Source organism: Ruegeria sp. H4, from assembly GCF_056533065.1.
Map to the genome: position 1 here is coordinate 2,292,533 of NZ_JBQFOC010000001.1, position 18,775 is coordinate 2,311,307.

Consider the following 18,775-nt stretch of genomic DNA (forward strand, 5'->3'; position numbering starts at 1 on the left):
TCCTTAACGTGTCGTTTGGCCAACTGTTTAGCGTACATTGGCCAGTAATTTGCGTGTATTCTCGGACTGTGCATTAGCAAAGATCTGACCGGGTGGGCCAATCTCTTCCATTACGCCCTGATGAAAAAAAGCAACCTTGCCCGACACATCCCGTGCGAAACCCATCTCATGTGTTACACAGATCATCGTCATACCTTCTTCGGCCAAAAGACGTATGGTATCGAGAACCTCACCCACCAATTCAGGATCAAGGGCCGAGGTCGCCTCGTCAAACAGCATGTATTCCGGCTCCATCGCTAAGGCCCGCGCGATGGCCAGGCGCCGCTGCTGACCGCTTGATAGGGCCGACGGGTAAACGTTGAGCTTTTCGCCTGCCTCATTATGCCAGCGCGGCAGTTTTATCTTGAATAATGTATCCATTATACATTTCTAACTGTCAACAGGGAATGGCATTATCGGATTTTGGCGCATCAGACAGGCAAATACCTTTGTGCGGGCGCTAAACTTGGGAAAGCAAAGAAGCGGAAAAGAATGGCTCAGATACACCAATACTGCTCAAAAGCAGGAACCGAACTCAGAGCCGCACCGATGATCGCTCAGATCAACTTGACCTGAGATAGTGTCATCAACGATGCGCACTGTTCAGCTTAGGACCAGTTGTGGATTGACTTCACCCAATCCGAAAACGCACGCACCTCGTCGCGCTTTTCCGCCCCCTCACGTTCGACAATGAAATGAGCCGGTCGGATCGCAAGCTTTTCTGGAATCGGCCTTACGACGGCGCCGCGATCAAGAAACGCGCTGGCAAAGCTTTCGACAACAATGGCCGTCCCGTACCCGGCACTTACAAATTGCAAAGCCATCAACGACGAATCAAAGCGCGTCACCTTTTGCGGAACCGGCGAGGTTAAGCCCAACTGTTCCATCAGCTGCGGCCAATCTGTTTCGGAGCCATGGATGGTTGTGATGTGATCGGCTGCAAGCTGATCAAAGGTGGGCGCGTTTCCAAACCGCGCAAGATGGTCGCTGTGGCAGACGGGTATGGCATATTCATGGCCTAGATGCGTAACGTGACCGTCTGCCCAATCGCCATGGCCGAACCGGATGTCGACATCCCCTAAACCCTGCTGAAAACGGCCTGCCCAGACAAAGGTTGAAAGCTCAACATCAATGTCTGGATGTTCGGCTAGAAATTCGTTCAGGCGGGGCGCAATGACGAGGGTGGCATATGAGATCGAGGCCCTGACCTTGATCTGTCGCTTCCTGGCAGCACCAAACAACCCGGCTGTAGCGGTGCGCATGTCGGCAAGGCTTTGACGCACCGGTTGCGCATAGGCTTCGCCCATATCGGTGAGTGCAACACCACGCGGCAAGCGTTCGAACAGAGTGGTCTTCAGGTGATCTTCCAACAAACGCATCTGCTGGCTGACAGCGGCAGGGGTCAGGCCCAGCTCGTCAGCCGCAGCAGAAAAACTGGCAAGCCGAGCGGCAGCCTCGAAGGTTCGCAGCCAAGTTGGATGAGGCAGGTCCATGTCACATAACCGTTAAGTAAATTTTAGCCTATATCCTAAAATCCATTGTTTGATTTAACAATACTTCTGCCAGAAAGATGCCCCCAAGGATCGTGGATGCCTGTTGCACGCCACGAAAGGGAGGCAGGTTGTCGCGATGGGCGGCTATGATTTCATCATTATCGGCGCCGGGTCTGCGGGCTGCGTTTTGGCTGATAAACTAACAGCTTGCGGAGGTCACAAGGTCTTGCTGATCGAAGCGGGCGGATCGGATCGTCGTTTCTGGATCAAAATGCCTTTGGGCTATGGCAAAACCTATGACGACCCAAAGGTTAACTGGTGCTACACAGCCGCATCTGATCCGGGCTTGAACCAGCGACGGGCCTTTTGGCCGCGCGGGCGTGTGATCGGCGGGTCAAGCTCGATCAATGCAATGGCCTATGTTCAGGGCTTGCCGCATGACTATGACGATTGGGAATATGCAGGTGCTAAGGGATGGAATTGGGCCGCTGTTTCAGAAACCTTTGCCGCGCTCGAAACGCAGCATACCGAGACGGGTGATACCGGAAACGGCCCAATTCACGTCTCTGATCTGAGCCAAAAGATGCATCCGTTTTCGAACCACTTTCTGGCCGCGTCGCGACAGGCGGGCTGGCCCATTCTGGATCATCTGAACGGGTCAGCGCGCGAGGGCATGGCGCGCCTACGCAGCACCGTCAGAAACGGCAGGCGCTGGTCGGCAGCAGACGCGTTTTTGCATAAGGCCCGAGGCCGAACCAATCTGCACATTGTCACTGACGCTCTGGTCGAACGGATAGCCATCAAAAACGGTACCGCAACAGGGGTCACGTATCGACAGGGCGACTGCAGCATCGTGGCGCACGCCGCGTGTGAAGTAATCGTCTGCGCCGGGGCCGTGAACTCGCCGCAGATCCTGCAGCGGTCGGGCATCGGCCCTGTAGCATTGCTGAAAAAGCACGGTATCGATGTGCAGCATCAACTTGAGCAGGTGGGTCAGGGTTTGCAGGATCATCTGGCAGTCTCTTATCAGTTTCAGGCCACTGAGCCGACACTGAACAATCGCTTGGGCAACTGGCCAGGCAAGATCATTGCCGGGGCGCAATATGCTTTGATGCGGCAAGGCCCCCTGGCCGTACCCATCAATCAGGTCAGCGGCTTTGTGCGGTCCGGGCGCAACAGGCACGCCGATTTGCAGATGTATTGCAATCCGATGTCCTATCGCGTGAATGCCGCCGGAAAGCCCGATGTGGACAAGAAGGCCGGCTTTTTGATCTGCGCGCAGCCCTGCCGCCCCACGAGCCGTGGCGCGGTTCTGATCACATCAGCGGACCCGAATAAAGCGCCCGAAATCCGGCCACACTCGCTGTCGACGAATGAAGATTGCGTCATGGCAATCGCCGCAGGGCGCAATATCCAGAAGCTCGCGAACACGCCTGCGATCCGTGCTGTAATCCGCGACCGGGCCGAACTCACGGAATGTTCCGATGACGCGTTGCTAAAGGATTTCCAAGCACGCGCCAATTCGGTGTATCACGCCAGTTGCACCTGCCGGATGGGGAACTCGGCCGCAGATTCAGTTCTCGACTCGCGCCTGCGGGTCCATGGCATGACCGGGCTGCGCGTGATCGATGCGTCTTCGTTTCCAAACATCACCTCTGGCAACACCAACGCGCCTGTCATGATGCTGGCCGCGCGCGGGGCCGAGATGATCCTGGCAGATGCAAAAATCTCGGGCGTGCACAGGCGCCCGGCATGAAACGCGATCGGCCGACAGGCGCACCAACGCAGGACCAAGGTCTTTCGAAAGGCAAAATCAATATGAAAAACCTGAACACCCACTATATCGACGGTGCCTGGGTCGCACCCCTGTCGAGCACAGGCTTCCCGATCAGGAACCCGGCAAATGACTCTGTGATCGGCACGGTTGCGCTGGGATCGGCTGCGGATGTAGACCGCGCTGTAGCCGCCGCGTCGCGTGCCTTTGCAACCTTCTCGAGAACCTCCAAGGCCGAAAGGCTTGCCTTGCTGGAGCGTTTGCTAGAGGTCTACACCGCACGTCTTGAGGACATGTCTTGGGCCATCACAAGCGAGATGGGCGCACCTATCGATATGTCACGCCAAGAGCAGGCAGGCTGCGGGATCGAGCACATCAAGGATTTCATCCGTGTGCTCAAAGACCACGACGCGCGCGAAACTCTGCCCAGTGGTGATGTACTGTATCGAGAGCCGATTGGCGTTTGTGGTCTGATCACGCCCTGGAACTGGCCGATCAGCCAGATCGCCCTTAAGGTCCTGCCTGCGCTTGCCGTCGGGGCCACCTGCGTGTTGAAACCTTCGGAACACACGCCCCTATCCGCCGCGATCTTTGCCGAGATCGTTCATGAGGCCGGTTACCCTGCGGGCGTTTTCAATCTTGTGTTTGGCGATGGGGCCGAAGTCGGCTCTGCAATGTCGCGGCATCCGGACATCGCAATGATGTCCTTCACCGGCTCGACCCGCGCGGGCATCCTGGTGTCGAAAGACGCCGCAGATACAGTCAAACGCGTGGCGCTGGAACTGGGAGGCAAATCCCCCAATCTGGTCTTTGCTGACAATGGCGCCGATCTGAAAGCGCGCGTCGAAGCGTCTGTTATCAGCTGCTTCCATAACACTGGCCAATCCTGCAACGCCCCAACACGGATGATTGTCGAACGCATCTGCTATGATGAGGTCGTTAACATCGCCGCTGCGGCGGCACAGGCGCAGACGGTGGGGGACCCGGCCCAGCCCGGCGATCATATCGGTCCGCTTTTTGATCAGATCCAATATGACCGCGTGCAGCGGATGATCCAGATCGGCATTGACGAAGGCGCGCGCCTGATTTCCGGTGGCCTCGGCAAACCGGATGGATTTGAAAGCGGTTGGTATGCGCAGCCCACGATTTTCGCAGATGTGACAAACCAGATGGCCATCGCGCGAGAAGAGATTTTTGGCCCGGTTCTCGTCCTGATCCCGTTCGAGACCGAGGACGAGGCCATTCAGATTGCCAATGACACTGTCTATGGCCTGGCGGCTTACGTTCAGACGGGCGACGCCGAACGTGCCGAACGTGTCTGTGCCGCATTGCAGGCAGGTACTGTCACCATAAACGGACAAAGCACAAACTATGGCTCGCCATTCGGTGGGTACAAACAATCCGGAAACGGACGTGAAGGCGGGACCTTCGGGCTTGAAGACTATCTGGAACTGAAGGTCCGGGGTGGGCTTGGCCTGCCTGTCTAACCCATACGCAACAGGCCAGCCCCCGGCACTTTCCGCTTAGGGGGCTGGCTTAAATCGCCGAACACAGCTTGCGGGCAACTTCGGTCAAAGAAACTTTTTTGCTTGGGAGGAAGCAATATGTCCGACATGGACCTCAACCTGGCTCTAGAGCCAAGCCCCGCAAGTGACACGCCGCAAAACCCTTGGTTTGCGTTTCGTGATGATGCCCCGATTGAGGGCGGTTTCGACCCCAAATTCGGAGATGTCACCTGGAGAACACTGATCTGCAAAGATCGAATGAGCTCGGACGATATCGTGCTGGGCACAGCCCATCTTCCGGCGTTCGGTCGCTTGCCGCTTCATCGTCACGATCCGGCCGAGTTCTACTATTTCATTTCGGGCCACGGCGAAGTTACCATCGAAGGCAAAGCAACCGCTGTATACCCGGGCATGGCGGTATTCGTTCCCGCTGGGGCCGAACATGGCGTGACCGCCAGCGATGAAAGCCTTGAGTTTGTCTATGGCTTCGCCCAGCATCGTTTTGGCGATGTGGTCTACAACTTCTCAGAACAACAGGACGCAAAACAATGAAAATCGGATTTATCGGCCTTGGCAATGTCGGTGGCAAGCTGAGCGGCAGCCTGATCCGCAATGGGCACGATGTGATGGTCCACGACCTGAACGCCGAATTCGTAGCTAAAAAAGTTGCGCAGGGCGCGACAGCCGGGGCCAACCCGGCTCAGATGATGCGGGAGTGTGACGTGGTCATCACGTGCCTGCCATCGCCTGCGGCCTGCGAAACCGTGCTGCAACAGATGCTGCCCGAGGTACGCGAAGGAAAGATCTGGATGGAGATGTCCACCACCGATCAGGCCGAGGCTGTTCGTCTGGGAAATCTTGTCATCGCAGCCGGAGGGGCTGCGGTGGACTGCCCGGTTTCGGGTGGCTGCCATCGCGCAGATACAGGCAATATCTCGATCTTTGCGGGCTGTGATCGCGTCACGTTCGAAAGGGTTCTGCCCTTGCTGACAACCCTTGGTCGCCGCGTGCTGCACACGGGAGAGTTGGGTTCGGCCTCGATGCTTAAGGTGCTGACCAACTATCTGGCCACCGTTCATCTGGTGGCCAATGCCGAGGCGCTGGTCGTGGCCAAAGCCGCCGGGATGAACCTCAACACCGCCTATGAGGCCATCGCGATATCGTCTGGCAACTCCTTTAGTCACGTAACCGAGAGCCAGGTCATCCTGAACGGGTCGCGTGATATCTCATTCACTATGGACCTTGTGAAAAAGGATATCGGGCTGTTTCAGGAGATTGCCGAGCGCAACAATGTGCCACTGGAAATCTCGCCGCTGATCTGCAAAATCTTCGACGATGGCATCGCGCGCTACGGCGACCGAGAGCTTTCGCCAAACATTATCCGCCGTTTGGAAGACGCAACTAGCCTGGACATCCGCGCCCCTGGCTTCCCAGCCGAGATGACAGATGATGAGCCTGAGGAACCCGGCTACGAGGTCACGCCAACCGGACTGGGACGTTAAAAACGAGCAGGAGCTTGGTTCAATCAACCGATGGATTGGTCCATGTCGATGGCTGAAACGGTCGCTCAAGAGCGCGTTCCACAAGGCTCAGGTGGTCCTGCCCATAAAACGGGTCGCCTTCCACGATATAGGTTGGTGACCCAAAGACGTAGCAAGCTCGCGCCCAGGCCGAGTTATCGCGCAGTTTTTGTTGGACCTGCTCCGATCCGGCCTGATCCAGCAGCGTGGTTGGATTGTGACCCAACTCTGCCGCCACGGCCGCAAGCGTCCCGGCATCGGAAAGGTCTGCGTCGTCGCGCCAATGGGCCTCGAGCAGTCTATGAGCCATGGCGTCAGTCTCCGGCCCTGTCTCACCCAGCGCGATGATTATACCAGATGCCAAGCTGTAGTCCGCATCGTGATATGTCGGCCTGAACCGGATAACCGGGACATCGCGATACTCGGCCCAGCGTTCGATTTCACGCCCGAAGAAGTAATCCACATGAGCCTGCGTGCGCGCATGGAAAGGCAAACTTCCCTGCGCCTCAACTACTGGTGACAACAGGACCGGCTTGTGGATTAGAGTGACATCGTACTTGGCGCATATTCGGGCAAGTTCGGCAGAGCCCAGATAGGCAAAGGCGGAATGTGCGGAATAGACATATTCGATTACTGACATATCGCTTTTATGTGGAAAGCCCACGGAAATGTATAGCGCGATTGCGCGTGGCGTTTCTACGCGGACGCGCAGATCTAAAGATGAGGCTGCTATAGTTAGACGAAACCCGAATATTGGCCCCCATTAGACTTGCGCCTAAAGCTTTCGAATACCGTGGACTGTCAGGGTGCAGACGAGGTCAGCATATTCGGTACGCGCCTTGGTTCCGGCCCCGGTGTTCCACATGTAGTACCAGTTGAGCATCCCGAAGACCGACATGGTGGCGCCGCGCAGTTTGTCTTTGTCATCACGCAAGGTCTCTGGGGAAAGCTCCGTCAGGAGCTCGCGGATAAAGCTCACCATATCCAGCTGGTAGGCACGCAGTGTTTTCTGCTGGTCTTGGGTCAAGGACCCCATGCCGCTGATCTGCACGCGATGTTCGTCATCGGCCCCTTGATAGGCATACAGGATTTCGCGCACCGCCTTGCGGAGTTTTTCCTCGGGGGTAAGCCCGCCTAGCTCGACACTGCAGATGCGATCACGTAGCTCGCGAAGATAGGTTTCAAGGATGTCATAGAGAATGGCATCCTTGCTATCATAGTAGTGGTATATATTCGCCTTTGATATCCCGCATTCTTTTGCCAACAAAGTCATGGAGGCGCGGTCAAATCCCTGATCCGCAAAAATCTTTGCAGCGCGTTTCAGGATCTGTTCCCGCTTCTGGTCATGGTCTTTGGCGATTGTTCGGGCCATGGCCTATTCCTTGTCGCGGTTGTCGATGATGCGCTTTGCCTTGCCCTGAGAGCGTTCGACCTCGCCGGGATCACCTACAACAATTTCTGTTGAGACACCAACCATGTCCTTGATGCGCTTTGTCAGCATACGGGCCGCTGCCGTTTTGGACATTTCATCTGTCGACCCCTCAGTTGCCTCGACAAACACCCGCATCGCATCCATGCGACCGGATTTGTACAGCTCGATCTGATAGTGAGGGGCCAGACCGCCTGTCGCCATGACTTGCTCTTCGATCTGGCTGGGGAACACGTTGACACCCCGCAGGATCATCATGTCATCACTGCGCCCGGTGATCTTGGCCATCCGCCGCATTGAACGTGCTGTTCCGGGCAAAAGACAGGTCAGATCGCGCGTGCGATAGCGGATCATCGGCAGCCCTTCTTTGGTCAATGTGGTAAAGACCAGTTCGCCCGTTTCGCCATCTGGCAGCACCTCTCCAGTCGCAGGGTCGATGATCTCGGGCAGGAAGTGATCTTCCCAGATCACCGGGCCATCCTTTGTTTCAACACATTCGCTGGCCACGCCAGGCCCCATGATTTCGGACAGGCCATAGATGTCCACTGCATGCATATCGAATGCGGCTTCGACCTCAGCGCGCATGGCATCGGTCCAGGGTTCCGCGCCGAAGATACCAACCTTGAGAGAGCTTTGCCGGGGGTCGAGCCCCGCTTTGTGAAACTGTTCAAGGATATTGAGCATGTATGACGGGGTCACCATGATCGCGTCGGGTTGGAAATCGGTGATCAAGCCGACCTGTTTTTCGGTTTGCCCGCCGCTCATCGGCACAACGGTCGCGCCCAGCCGTTCGATCCCATAATGGGCCCCCAGACCACCGGTAAACAGGCCATAGCCATAGGCGTTATGGATCATATCGCCTTTTCGCAAACCTGCGGCGCGCAGCGAACGCGCAACCAGATCCGCCCAATTGTCGATATCCCGTTGGGTATAGCCCACGACAGTTGGTTTTCCGGTCGTGCCGGATGACGCATGCAGCCGGATCACGTCTGAACGTGGCACCGCAAAAAGACCAAACGGGTAGTTGTCGCGCAGATCGTTCTTATAGGTGAACGGGAATTTCGACAGGTCCGAGAGGTGCCGCAGATCATCGGGATGCACGCCCGCCTCGTCAAAACGCTGCTTGTACATCGCGACGTTGTCATAGGCATGTCGAACGGACCATTTCAGGCGTTCAAGTTGTGTTGCACGGATTTCATCAATCGAGGCAATTTCTATCGGATCCAAATCCGCTTTGCTCGGTGAGAGGTCATCCATGGTGTTGCTCCTCCGACGTCGTTCTATTCTTCAAAATTCTGCCCGCCAATTGCACGGGACATACCCCGGAACTCGGCGATTATGGTGTCATCCTGGTTGGTGACGCGCACGTCATACACACCGCTACGACCCGCAATCGTGGTTTCGGTGGCCGTTGCGGTCAACCGGTCACCCAATTGCCCTGGCGCCAGATAGCTCATCATGGTGTGCTGTCCGACCGTCGTCGCATTGCGGCTGTTGCACGCAAATGCAAACGCGCTGTCTGCCAAAGCGTGGGTCACGCCACCATGGCAAATCCCATGCCCGTTGCAATGATGCGGCGCGACGGTCAACGCCAGAACGGCGCGGCCTTCGTCAACTTCGACAAGCTCCATGCCAAACCACTTGCTGGCCGCATCATGGGCCCACATGGCGGCAGCGGATTTGGCTGCGCGTTCTTGAGGGGTCATTGTCATTTGCCCAAAAACCGCGGAGCACGCTTTTCGAGGAAACTGGATACTCCTTCGGCATAATCCGCGCTTTCCCCACAGATTTTCATGGCATCTGCTTCGATTTCAAGATGATCCGAAAGCGTGGTTGTTGCAGCAGCCTGAATGCATTGTTTGGTTTTGCCCAACCCAACGGTTGGGCCATTGGCCAATTGGCTGGTCAAGGAACGCGCTTCGCTCAGCAACTCCTCATCAGGAAGCGCCTTCCATATCAGACCCCATTCCTCCGCTTGGCGTGCGGACAAGGGTTGAGCGGTTAGCGCCAGGCCTTTGGCTCTCGCTTCTCCGACTAGGTGTGGCAAATGCCAACTGCCACCCGTGTCAGGGATCAGACCGACCTTGGCAAAGCTTTGAATGAACTTGGCACTTTCACTGGCGAGGACAATATCGCAGGCCAGTGCCAGATTGGCCCCGGCCCCGGCGGCGACCCCGTTCACTGCACAGACAACGGGAAAATTCAGCGAGCGGATCAAACGCACCAACGGGGCGTAGTATGTCCGGACGCTCACGCTCAGATCAGGGGGACCATCCATTTTCGACGGATCGCGATCTCCAAGGTCCTGGCCGGCGCAAAACCCACGACCCGCGCCTGTCAGCAGGATCGCGCGCGCGCCGCCGTCGCGGGCGGACTTCAGAGCATTCTGTAACGCCTCATGCATCTCGTCATTGAACGCATTCAGCTTGTCGGGCCGATTCAGTGTGATTTCCACCCAATGCCCGTGATTTCCCACTAGAATCGTATCGCTCATGACTGTCCCGTCTGGTGCCCGTTGAATTAAAGCATTGCATTAACCGAACGGTTGGTCAATATATGATTCAATTTCGAATCCGAACCATCTGAAGGGCGCAGACATGCCGCATTCGTCAACTGTGAGCGTTGAACTAAGGGGCGATGTCGCATGGATCACCATTGACAATCCGCCTGTGAATGCGACCTCGGTCGGCGTTCGTCAGGGGCTGGTCGATGCCGTTGCCGCAGTCAAAGGCGCACGGGTTGCAGTGCTGCGATGCGCTGGCAGAACCTTTGTCGCAGGTGGCGACATGTCCGAGTTCGACAGGCCGCCCGTCGAGCCACATCTGCCCGATGTCATTCAGATGATTGAAGACAGCGAGGTTCCGTTCATCGCCTGCATGCATGGCAATGTTCTGGGCGGTGGGTTTGAGATTGCGATGGCCTGCGCGTGGCGCATTGCGGCACCCGGCACGGGCTTCGGACTGCCCGAGGTCAATGTCGGGCTGATCCCCGGCGCGGGCGGCACGCAGCGTCTGCCGCGCCTTGTGGGGATGGACCTGGCGATTGACCTGGCCTGTTCGGGCAAGATCCTGAAAGCCGAGGTTATGCAACAGCACGGTGCCATCGATCTGGTGGCAGATCCTTTGGAAGATGCAGTTGATCGCTTTGTCTCTGATTTGCCAGAACGCCCCGTACCCGTCAGCCAGCGCCCTGTTGCTGATTTTGCGCCTGACCTAATCGAGGCCTTGCGCAGTAAATTGGAGAAGCGCGCCAAGGGGCAGCAATCACCAATGGAAAACCTGACCGCACTAGGCTGGGCGACAGAACCATTTTCGGCGGGGCAACAGAAAGAACGCGCACTTCATATGGCGCTGCGACAAAGTGCGGAAAGCCGTGCCTTACGCCACGCATTCTTTGCTGAACGCGCAGTCTCAAAACCCGCCATGATCAAGGGTGTCGAGGCACGCGAAATTCATCGCATTGCGGTTGTCGGCGGCGGATTGATGGGGGCTGGGATCGCAACTGCCGCGCTCAGCAGTGGACTATCCGTTACGTTGATTGAGCAGGATACCGAGGCTGCAAAAGCCGCTCATGACCGGGTTAACGGTCTGTTGAACGGTGCTGTCAAACGCGGAAAGATGACCGAGGCTCAATTCCAGAACGCCCTGTCCCGGTTTCGCGCCGTTGACAGCTATGCTGAGGCGGCCGACGCGCAACTGGCAATTGAGGCTGTGTTCGAGGATATCAGGGTCAAACAACAGGTCTTTGCCGAATTGGTGCAGCACATGAGCGTCGAAGCCATTCTGGCCACCAACACCTCGTATCTTGACCCGGTTGAAATCTTCACAGGCATCGAAAACCCGGCGCGTTGCATTGGCTTGCATTTTTTCAGCCCGGCTCATGTGATGAAACTGCTCGAAATTGTGCATACACCTCAAACGGCACCAGAGGTTGTCGCCACAGGGTTCGCGCTGGGTAAGAAGCTGCGCAAGATTTCCGTCCTGTCAGGCATTTGCGACGGGTTCATCGGCAACCGTATGCTGGCAGCCTATCGCCGCGCAGCCGACTATCTGCTGGCAGATGGCGCCCTGCCCTATCAGGTGGATGAGGCGATGCGTGGGTTCGGAATGCCCATGGGCCCATATGAGCTGCAGGATCTGACCGGTCTACAGATCGCGTGGGCCAATCGAAAACGCAATGCGGCAACGCGCGATCCGAACGAACGCTATGTGACCATCGCCGATCAACTCTGCGAGATGGAGCGGCTTGGCCAGCGCTCGGGAAAAGGTTGGTATCGATACGATGCCGGGGATCGCAAACCGATCCGCGACCCCGAAGTAGAGACACTGATCGAAGCATACTCTGCCGCCGAAGGCATTACCCGGCGTAGCTATAGCGCTCAGGATATTTCTTCGCGTCTTCTGGCCGTGTTGGCGAATGAGGGCGAGCGGATCATTGAAGAAGGCATCGCCGAAAACGCCGAGGCCGTCGATATGGTTCAAATCCACGGCTATGGCTTCCCGCGCTGGCGCGGAGGACCCATGAACTATCGCAATGAAATCGGAAGCCGCACGTCAGCGGCGACCATGCGGGTTGTGGCGGAAGAAAGCCCCGCGTCTTGGGTCTTAGCGACCGAAGCAAAACGCCAATAACATGTTGATAGTTACAAAAGTAACCATTAGCGCATTCTGAATGCATGTTTCAAAGGGAGGCACTGAACATGAAACTCACCAAGTTAAGCACCTTGCTGGCATCGGCCGCTTTGGCCGTTTCAGGCACCGTGGCACTGGCCGCAGATTATACGCTGACGATTTCCAGCTGGGCGCCGCCGACCCACGGCATCAACGCCAAGATGTGGCCAAAATTCGTTGAGATGGTTGAAGAAGCGACAGACGGCCAGGTCACAGCGGAACTGAAGCTGGGCATTGCGCCCCCACCCGCCCAAATGGACCTGATCATGGACGGGGCGGCGGATGCGTCGATCATCTTCCACGGCTATCAGCCCGGTCGCTTTGTCACCACCAAAATGATCGAACTGCCCGGCTATGAGGGCTCAGCCGAGGCCGCATCGGTTGCCTATTGGCGCGCCTATGACACGCACCTGAAAGCCGCAGACGAACATCGCGGCGTAAAAGTGATTGCCCTGCACACCCACGGACCGGCGCAGCTGCATTCCAGCAACCCAGTTACCTCGCTGGACGAGGTTTCGGGCCTTAAGGTTCGCATCCCGGGCGGTGTTGGCGGCGATGTCGGTGCAGCACTTGGCGCAACCGGCATCCAGGTGCCAGCCCCGAAAGTGTACGAGACACTGGCATCCAAAGCGGCCGATGGCGTTGTGATGCCGTTTGAATCTCGCAAAGGCTTTAAGCTGACCGAAGTCGCGCAGAACGTCTATGAAGTTCCTGGCGGTCTGTACCGTGGATCCTTCGCGTTCATCATGAATGAAGACACATTTGCTGATCTGCCTGCTGAGCTGCAGCAAGCGCTGGAAGAGCAGGTATTTGGTGAACCGCTGAGCCGTGAAATCGGTAAAATCTGGGATGAGATTGATGCCATCGGGCGCGAAGCCACCGAGGGCACCGACGGCAACGCGATCAACACCGCATCTGCCGAAGACCTGGAAAAGTTCAACGCGATTGCTGTCGATGTCCGCGCCAAGGTCATTGACGAAGTCAATGGTGCAGGTGTCGACGCACAAGCCGCGTATGACATGATCGTCAACGAAATGGCGTCGCAGTAACCAAGCCTGGCTGGCGGGAACGAACCGCCAGCCACCCTCAGCCTGCGGGAACTATACATGCAATCCTTTGTGACCTTCGCGCGTCGCGTCAGCGTCGCCCCGACGATACTTGCCTGTCTGGCGCTATTCGTGCTGATGGTGATGACGTTCTTCGACGTCTTGTTGCGATCAATCTTCAATGCACCGATTGAGGCGGCAACCGAACTGACGCGCATTCTGATGGCCATCCTCGTTTTTTCGGTCCTGCCAATGGTGTCCGCAGGAAAGGGCCAGATTGCCGTTGATCTGACCGACGGGCTGTTTTCACGATTCCGGCTTAGCCGCGCCAGGGATGCGATTGTCTATCTGATCTCGGGCATCATGCTGTTCTGGCCGATTCAGCGAGTCTGGATCCTTGCCGAACGGGCACGGGACTATGGAGATGTGACCGAGTACCTGTCGATCCCCGTTTTCTACATCGGCTGGTTTATCGCTGCATCCACTGCGGTCACTGCCGTTGCAATGATCACAACCGGTTTGCTGTACATCTTCGCGCCCCAAGTTCTGACGGAGAACCAGCAATGACTGCTGCGCTGATCGGTTTTGGCCTTGTTCTTGTTCTTGTGCTTCTGCGCCTGCCCATCGTGTTCGCGATGGGCTTGGTCGGAACGTTGGGCTTTGCATATGAGCGTGGTGGCAGCATCCTGTCCGAACGCGGTTTGAAAGCGGCCATGTCGATGGTCGGTCGTCAGATCACCGACACAGCACAGGATTACGGCCTGTCAGTTATCCCACTTTTTATCCTGATGGGACTGTTCGTGAACAAAGGCGGTCTGGCGCGTGAGCTCTACGCCGTATCAAATGCGTTTCTTGGCCATTTCAAAGGTGGGATCGCAATGGCTACGGTCGCGGCCTGTGGTGGGTTTTCCGCGATCTGCGGGTCGTCTTTGGCAACGGCCGCGACGATGTCCAAGGTCGCCATGCCGGAAATGCGCCGCTATCGCTATTCAGATGAGCTGTCGACTGCCTCAATCGCGGCAGGCGGCACGCTGGGTATCCTGATCCCGCCCTCTGTGATCCTTGTGATCTACGGTTTGTTGACCGAAACATCTATCGGCAAACTGTTCGTCGCCGGGATCATCCCAGGTGTATTGGGCATCCTTTTATACCTGTTTGCAGTCCGCTGGACCGTCTGGCGCAAGCCAGAGTCGGGACCGGCCGGTGAAAAGCATGGCTGGGGGGAGCGATTGAATGCCCTGCGCTCGGTCTGGGCCGTGTTACTGCTGTTCTTTCTGGTCATTGGCGGCCTCTATGGTGCCTTTGATTTTCACCCACTAAACCTGACATTCAGCCCGACCGAGGCCGCAGGTATGGGGGCCATGGGTGCCTTCCTGATTGCCCTGTCGCGTGGCGGGTTGAGCCTCAGTTCCACATTTGAAGTCCTGAAGGAAACCACGTTTACCGCTGCGGCCTTGTTCTCGGTCCTGATCGGGGCGCAGATATTTTCGAACTTCATCAACCTCGCCGGTTTGCCCGAAGCATTGATCGCGTTGGTCACCGCATATGATGTAGAACCCTTTGTTGTGATCCTAATGATCCTAGGCATCTACATCATCTTAGGCTGCGTGTTTGAATCGCTGTCGATGCTCCTGCTGACCGTGCCGATCTTTTTCCCGCTTGTGACATCGCTGGGCTATGATCCGATCTGGTTCGGCATCGTGGTTGTTGTCGTGACCGAGATCAGCCTGATCACCCCGCCAGTTGGCCTGAACGTGTTCATACTGAAAGGCGTGGTCGGAGATGTCTCGACCGCAACGATTTTCAAAGGTGTAACGCCTTTCTGGATCGCCGATATCTTCCGTCTGGCCCTGATCGTTCTGGTGCCGTGGCTTGTACTGGTCCTGCCCGAGCATATGGGGGCGATGGGTCACTGATGTTTTCCCTGACCGCGCTTCCTGACGGGTTTCACCGGGACCCCTACCCAGCCTATGCAACATTGCGCGAGGACATGCCGGTTTGCCCTCAACCCGACGGCTCAGTGATCCTGTCGCGGTACGAGGATCTGGATCTGGTCTATCGGGATACAACGCGGTTCATCTCGGACAAGAAGGCGGTGTTTGGCCCAAAATATGGGGTCGACAGCCCCCTATACGAACACCACACCACCAGCCTGGTGTTCAATGATCCACCCTTGCATACCCGTGTCCGCAAGGTGATAGTCGGGGCGATGAACCCGCGCGCTTTGGCGCAGATGGAGCCGGGTTTGATCGAGCTGGTCGATGCTCTGCTGGATCAGATGCAGGCCAAGGGCAGCGTCGAGTTAATCCAGGATTTTGCCGGGGCAATCCCGATTGAAATCATAGGCAACCTGCTGGGCATTCCCCGATCCGAACGCGGACCCTTGCGCGATTGGTCTCTGGCCATCCTTGGTGCGCTAGAGCCCCAATTGACACCCGAACAGGAAAACTGGGGTAATCGTGCGGTTACCGAGTTCAAAGAATTCCTGCGCCATGTCGTTGACGACCGAAGACGCAATCCCGGCAACCCGGACACGGATGTTCTGACCCGGTTGATGGAGGACGACGCGGAAGGTGGCCTGACCGACATTGAGCTGTATCAGAACTGCATTTTCATCCTGAACGCAGGGCACGAAACCACGACAAACCTGATCGGCAACGCGCTGGAGCTGCTGCACCAACACCCGGATAAACGGGCCGAGTTGCTAACCTCCCCTAACCTCATCACCCCAGCCGTGGACGAGTTCCTGCGACTGGAAAGCCCAAACCAGTTTGGTAACCGCCTGACGACCGAAGAGGTCACGTTTCATGGTCATGCCATCCCGGCGGGTACCGATATTCATCTATGCATCGGGGCCGCCAACCGGGACCCAAGGCAGTTTGACCGGCCTGATGACATGCAGCTGGACCGCAGGCCCAACAAACATCATGCGTTTGCCGGTGGTCCACATACCTGCGTCGGCCTGACACTTGCCCGGATGGAGGGCAAGATCGCGGTCAGCCGTTTTTTGAACCGTTTTCCAAACTATCAGATCAAAGACGGCGCAATACGCGGCGGGCGTATCCGTTTTCGCGGCTTCGCCCAATTACCGGCAGAGGTTTGAATTGACCAGAACAACAAATAGGCAGCCGTTAAACATTGACCGACCATACGGTTAATAATATGCTTGTCTTCATCGCGCGCAAGCCCGCGCAGATCATCTCAGGACTGAGGAGTGGCTCATGACAATCCAGCAGATTTCAAGTTTCGCAGCGGGCGAATGGATTGCCCCGGGCGACGGGGCCCGCACTATTGCCAGCGCCGTAACGGGCGAGGTGATCGCAACCGCTGGCAACAACAGCTTGGATGTGCAGGGCATGCTGGACTATGCCCGAAAAGTTGGCGGGCCTGCGCTGCGTAAGCTGACCTTTCACGAACGCGCCAAGATGCTCAAGGCGCTGTCTCTGCATCTGGGGCAGCATAAGCAGGCCATGTATGACCTGTCGTTTAATACGGGCGCCACGCAATCAGATCACCTGATCGATATCGATGGCGGGATCGGCACCATGTTCGTTTTCGCATCAAAGGGCCGCCGCGAGATGCCGGACGGACATGTATATCTGGACGGTGACGTCGAGCAGCTATCGCGCAACGGCACGTTTCTGGGCCAGCACATCTGCACCCCACTGCAAGGCGTGGCGGTCCACATCAATGCGTTCAACTTTCCGGTTTGGGGCATGCTGGAAAAGCTCGCCCCGACTCTGCTTGCTGGTGTTCCAGCGATCGTCAAACCGGCGACAAACTCCTGCTATGTCACTGAACTGTGCGTGCGGCTGATCCTGGACTCGGGCATTCTGCCAGCCGGGGCACTGCAGCTTGTTTCAGGCGGTATGGGGGATATGCTGGATCGTCTGACCTTACAGGATGTGGTCAGTTTTACTGGTTCGGCAGACACGGCATTAAAACTGCGCTCCAACCCTGTCATTCTTGGGAATTCGGTGCGGTTTGTTGCTGAACAAGACAGCCTGAATTGTTCGGTTCTGGGCCCCGATGCAGAACCGGGAACGCTGGAATTTGATCTGTTCATCAAAGAAGTTCAGCGGGAGATGACAACAAAGGCGGGTCAGAAATGTACTGCAATCCGCCGGATCATCGCGCCTGAACCACAGGTCCAGGCGGTGATCGAAGCCCTTTCCGCACGCCTGTCCAAAACGGTCATCGGGGACCCGAAACTTGAAACCACGCGCATGGGAGCGCTGGTCTCGAATGGTCAAAAACGGGATGTGCTGGAAAAAGCCGCGGTCATTGGGCAAGAAGCCGAGCGTGTGTTTGGCGATCCGAATGACTTTGCCCTTGACGGTGCAGATGCCGAAAAAGGGGCATTCCTGCCGCCGATGCTGTTCCATTGCGCCAATCCGGATGCGGCAACGCGCGTCCATGACACCGAGGCCTTCGGCCCGGTCAGCACCATAATGGGATACCGCGATACCGATCACGCGATTGAGCTGGCGAATAAGGGACAGGGCTCTTTGGTTGCGTCGGTCATCACGCATGACACGGATGTCGCTTGCAAATTCGCCATGGGCGCCGGGGCCTATCACGGGCGGCTTTACTTCAACAACCGCGACTCGATGAAAGAATCTACCGGCCATGGTTCCCCTCTGCCCCATATGGTGCATGGAGGTCCCGGCCGCGCGGGTGGTGGCGAGGAAATGGGCGGCGTGCGGGGCGTGAAACACTATATGCAGCGCACGGCCATTCAAGGGTCTCCGGACATCCTGGCCGCGATCGGGTCCAAATGGGTTCCGGGCGCAACCGAAATCAAAGGACCCGCCCACCCCTTCACCCGACGCTATAACGATCTTGAAATCGGCGAGACACTCCACACTGCGCCGCGCGTTGTAACGATGGATGATATCGAACATTTCGCCGAATTCACGGGCGATACGTTCTATGCGCACATGGATCAGGCCGCGGCGGAGAGGAACCCGTTCTTCCCCGGTCGCGTCGCGCACGGATACCTGCTGTTGTCCTTCGCCGCCGGGTTGTTTGTCGAACCGAACGAGGGCCCTGTCCTGGCCAATACCGGTCTTGACGGGTTGCGCTTTATGAAGCCGGTTGTGCCGGGGGACACCATCAAGGTGCGCTTGACCGTCAAGTCAAAGACGAAACGCAATGATCAGTATGGCGAGGTTCGCTGGCACGTCACGCTGACTCAGCAGGATGATGAACTTGTCGCTGAATACGAGCTGCTGACCATGGTGGCCTACTAAAGGCTTCGGGCCGGATGGCAATTCAGCCCGGCCCGCCTATACTGCGG

The 18,775-nt window shown here is 57.1% G+C and carries 16 protein-coding genes and 1 pseudogene; 10 read left to right on the forward strand and 7 right to left on the reverse strand.

Annotated features, from left to right (window positions below; translation table 11 throughout):
* Positions 1-27 precede the first annotated feature (27 nt).
* Positions 28-384 (reverse strand): annotated as a pseudogene (locus ACR0KG_RS11145) (ATP-binding cassette domain-containing protein); the annotation flags it as partial.
* A 263-nt stretch (positions 385-647) separates the two neighbouring features.
* Entirely contained in the window at positions 648-1,532 is an 885-nt protein-coding gene (locus ACR0KG_RS11150) for a LysR substrate-binding domain-containing protein (protein ID WP_480827291.1), read from the reverse strand.
* Positions 1,533-1,668: 136 nt separating this feature from the next.
* On the opposite strand from ACR0KG_RS11150, the gene ACR0KG_RS11155 reads away from it, so the two are divergent.
* From ACR0KG_RS11155 to ACR0KG_RS11170, 4 genes are all read left to right on the forward strand, one after another.
* Complete coding sequence (locus tag ACR0KG_RS11155) at positions 1,669-3,288, forward strand: GMC family oxidoreductase (RefSeq protein WP_480827292.1); 1,620 nt, start codon at positions 1,669-1,671, stop codon at positions 3,286-3,288.
* A gap of 62 nt (positions 3,289-3,350) precedes the next feature.
* On the forward strand, positions 3,351-4,793 hold the full coding sequence (locus ACR0KG_RS11160) for an aldehyde dehydrogenase family protein (RefSeq protein ID WP_480544772.1): 1,443 nt from the start codon (positions 3,351-3,353) through the stop codon (positions 4,791-4,793).
* Between the two features lie 117 nt (positions 4,794-4,910).
* Positions 4,911-5,363 (forward strand): cupin domain-containing protein, encoded by a 453-nt coding sequence (locus tag ACR0KG_RS11165; RefSeq protein ID WP_480827293.1) that lies wholly within the window; start codon positions 4,911-4,913, stop codon positions 5,361-5,363.
* Positions 5,360-6,313, forward strand: a complete 954-nt coding sequence (locus ACR0KG_RS11170; RefSeq protein ID WP_480544545.1) for an NAD(P)-dependent oxidoreductase — start codon at positions 5,360-5,362, stop codon at positions 6,311-6,313. The genes ACR0KG_RS11165 and ACR0KG_RS11170 overlap by 4 nt, the downstream gene beginning before the upstream one ends.
* A gap of 19 nt (positions 6,314-6,332) precedes the next feature.
* On the opposite strand, the gene ACR0KG_RS11175 is transcribed toward ACR0KG_RS11170, so the two are convergent.
* From ACR0KG_RS11175 to paaG, 5 genes are all read right to left on the reverse strand, one after another.
* On the reverse strand, positions 6,333-6,971 hold the full coding sequence (locus ACR0KG_RS11175) for a DsbA family protein (protein ID WP_480549821.1): 639 nt from the start codon (positions 6,969-6,971) through the stop codon (positions 6,333-6,335).
* A 135-nt stretch (positions 6,972-7,106) separates the two neighbouring features.
* On the reverse strand, positions 7,107-7,703 hold the full coding sequence (locus tag ACR0KG_RS11180; RefSeq protein ID WP_480827294.1) for a TetR/AcrR family transcriptional regulator: 597 nt from the start codon (positions 7,701-7,703) through the stop codon (positions 7,107-7,109).
* A 3-nt stretch (positions 7,704-7,706) separates the two neighbouring features.
* Positions 7,707-9,017 carry a phenylacetate--CoA ligase PaaK gene (paaK, locus tag ACR0KG_RS11185; protein ID WP_480549825.1) on the reverse strand — a complete coding sequence of 437 codons (1,311 nt, stop codon included), beginning with the start codon at positions 9,015-9,017 and terminating at the stop codon, positions 7,707-7,709.
* A gap of 23 nt (positions 9,018-9,040) precedes the next feature.
* A complete protein-coding gene (gene paaI, locus ACR0KG_RS11190; protein WP_480549827.1) occupies positions 9,041-9,466 on the reverse strand; it encodes a hydroxyphenylacetyl-CoA thioesterase PaaI in 426 nt (141 codons plus the stop codon).
* A 2-nt stretch (positions 9,467-9,468) separates the two neighbouring features.
* Positions 9,469-10,254 carry a 2-(1,2-epoxy-1,2-dihydrophenyl)acetyl-CoA isomerase PaaG gene (gene paaG / locus ACR0KG_RS11195; protein WP_480549829.1) on the reverse strand — a complete coding sequence of 262 codons (786 nt, stop codon included), beginning with the start codon at positions 10,252-10,254 and terminating at the stop codon, positions 9,469-9,471.
* 103 nt (positions 10,255-10,357) lie between these two features.
* Between paaG and ACR0KG_RS11200 the strand changes: the two genes are divergently transcribed.
* The 6 genes from ACR0KG_RS11200 to paaZ all read left to right on the forward strand — a co-directional run bounded on the left by ACR0KG_RS11200 (position 10,358) and on the right by paaZ (position 18,728).
* Positions 10,358-12,391 carry an FAD-dependent oxidoreductase gene (locus ACR0KG_RS11200; RefSeq protein WP_480827295.1) on the forward strand — a complete coding sequence of 678 codons (2,034 nt, stop codon included), beginning with the start codon at positions 10,358-10,360 and terminating at the stop codon, positions 12,389-12,391.
* A 68-nt stretch (positions 12,392-12,459) separates the two neighbouring features.
* Positions 12,460-13,479, forward strand: a complete 1,020-nt coding sequence (locus tag ACR0KG_RS11205; protein ID WP_480827296.1) for a TRAP transporter substrate-binding protein — start codon at positions 12,460-12,462, stop codon at positions 13,477-13,479.
* A gap of 57 nt (positions 13,480-13,536) precedes the next feature.
* Positions 13,537-14,043: a TRAP transporter small permease gene (locus tag ACR0KG_RS11210; RefSeq protein WP_480549835.1), complete on the forward strand. Its 507-nt coding sequence runs from the start codon at positions 13,537-13,539 to the stop codon at positions 14,041-14,043.
* On the forward strand, positions 14,040-15,392 hold the full coding sequence (locus tag ACR0KG_RS11215; protein ID WP_480827297.1) for a TRAP transporter large permease: 1,353 nt from the start codon (positions 14,040-14,042) through the stop codon (positions 15,390-15,392). Before ACR0KG_RS11210 ends, ACR0KG_RS11215 begins: the two co-directional genes overlap by 4 nt.
* Positions 15,392-16,579, forward strand: coding sequence for a cytochrome P450 (locus tag ACR0KG_RS11220; RefSeq protein ID WP_480827298.1), 1,188 nt, complete (start codon positions 15,392-15,394; stop codon positions 16,577-16,579). The genes ACR0KG_RS11215 and ACR0KG_RS11220 overlap by 1 nt, the downstream gene beginning before the upstream one ends.
* Before the next feature lie 118 nt (positions 16,580-16,697).
* A complete protein-coding gene (paaZ, locus tag ACR0KG_RS11225; protein ID WP_480549841.1) occupies positions 16,698-18,728 on the forward strand; it encodes a phenylacetic acid degradation bifunctional protein PaaZ in 2,031 nt (676 codons plus the stop codon).
* The last annotated feature ends 47 nt before the right edge of the window (positions 18,729-18,775 follow it).

Bases quoted from the DNA above. Each gene is read 5' to 3' on its own strand.
- ACR0KG_RS11180 (WP_480827294.1), bottom strand. From the start codon at position 7,703: ATGGCCCGAACAATCGCCAAAGACCATGACCAGAAGCGGGAACAGATC.
- paaG (WP_480549829.1), bottom strand. From the start codon at position 10,254: ATGAGCGATACGATTCTAGTGGGAAATCACGGGCATTGGGTGGAAATC.
- ACR0KG_RS11205 (WP_480827296.1), top strand. From the start codon at position 12,460: ATGAAACTCACCAAGTTAAGCACCTTGCTGGCATCGGCCGCTTTGGCC.
- ACR0KG_RS11160 (WP_480544772.1), top strand. From the start codon at position 3,351: ATGAAAAACCTGAACACCCACTATATCGACGGTGCCTGGGTCGCACCC.
- ACR0KG_RS11210 (WP_480549835.1), top strand. From the start codon at position 13,537: ATGCAATCCTTTGTGACCTTCGCGCGTCGCGTCAGCGTCGCCCCGACG.
- ACR0KG_RS11165 (WP_480827293.1), top strand. From the start codon at position 4,911: ATGTCCGACATGGACCTCAACCTGGCTCTAGAGCCAAGCCCCGCAAGT.
- ACR0KG_RS11200 (WP_480827295.1), top strand. From the start codon at position 10,358: ATGCCGCATTCGTCAACTGTGAGCGTTGAACTAAGGGGCGATGTCGCA.
- ACR0KG_RS11175 (WP_480549821.1), bottom strand. From the start codon at position 6,971: ATGTCAGTAATCGAATATGTCTATTCCGCACATTCCGCCTTTGCCTAT.
- ACR0KG_RS11150 (WP_480827291.1), bottom strand. From the start codon at position 1,532: ATGGACCTGCCTCATCCAACTTGGCTGCGAACCTTCGAGGCTGCCGCT.
- paaZ (WP_480549841.1), top strand. From the start codon at position 16,698: ATGACAATCCAGCAGATTTCAAGTTTCGCAGCGGGCGAATGGATTGCC.
- ACR0KG_RS11215 (WP_480827297.1), top strand. From the start codon at position 14,040: ATGACTGCTGCGCTGATCGGTTTTGGCCTTGTTCTTGTTCTTGTGCTT.
- ACR0KG_RS11220 (WP_480827298.1), top strand. From the start codon at position 15,392: ATGTTTTCCCTGACCGCGCTTCCTGACGGGTTTCACCGGGACCCCTAC.
- paaK (WP_480549825.1), bottom strand. From the start codon at position 9,017: ATGGATGACCTCTCACCGAGCAAAGCGGATTTGGATCCGATAGAAATT.
- ACR0KG_RS11155 (WP_480827292.1), top strand. From the start codon at position 1,669: ATGGGCGGCTATGATTTCATCATTATCGGCGCCGGGTCTGCGGGCTGC.
- ACR0KG_RS11170 (WP_480544545.1), top strand. From the start codon at position 5,360: ATGAAAATCGGATTTATCGGCCTTGGCAATGTCGGTGGCAAGCTGAGC.
- paaI (WP_480549827.1), bottom strand. From the start codon at position 9,466: ATGACCCCTCAAGAACGCGCAGCCAAATCCGCTGCCGCCATGTGGGCC.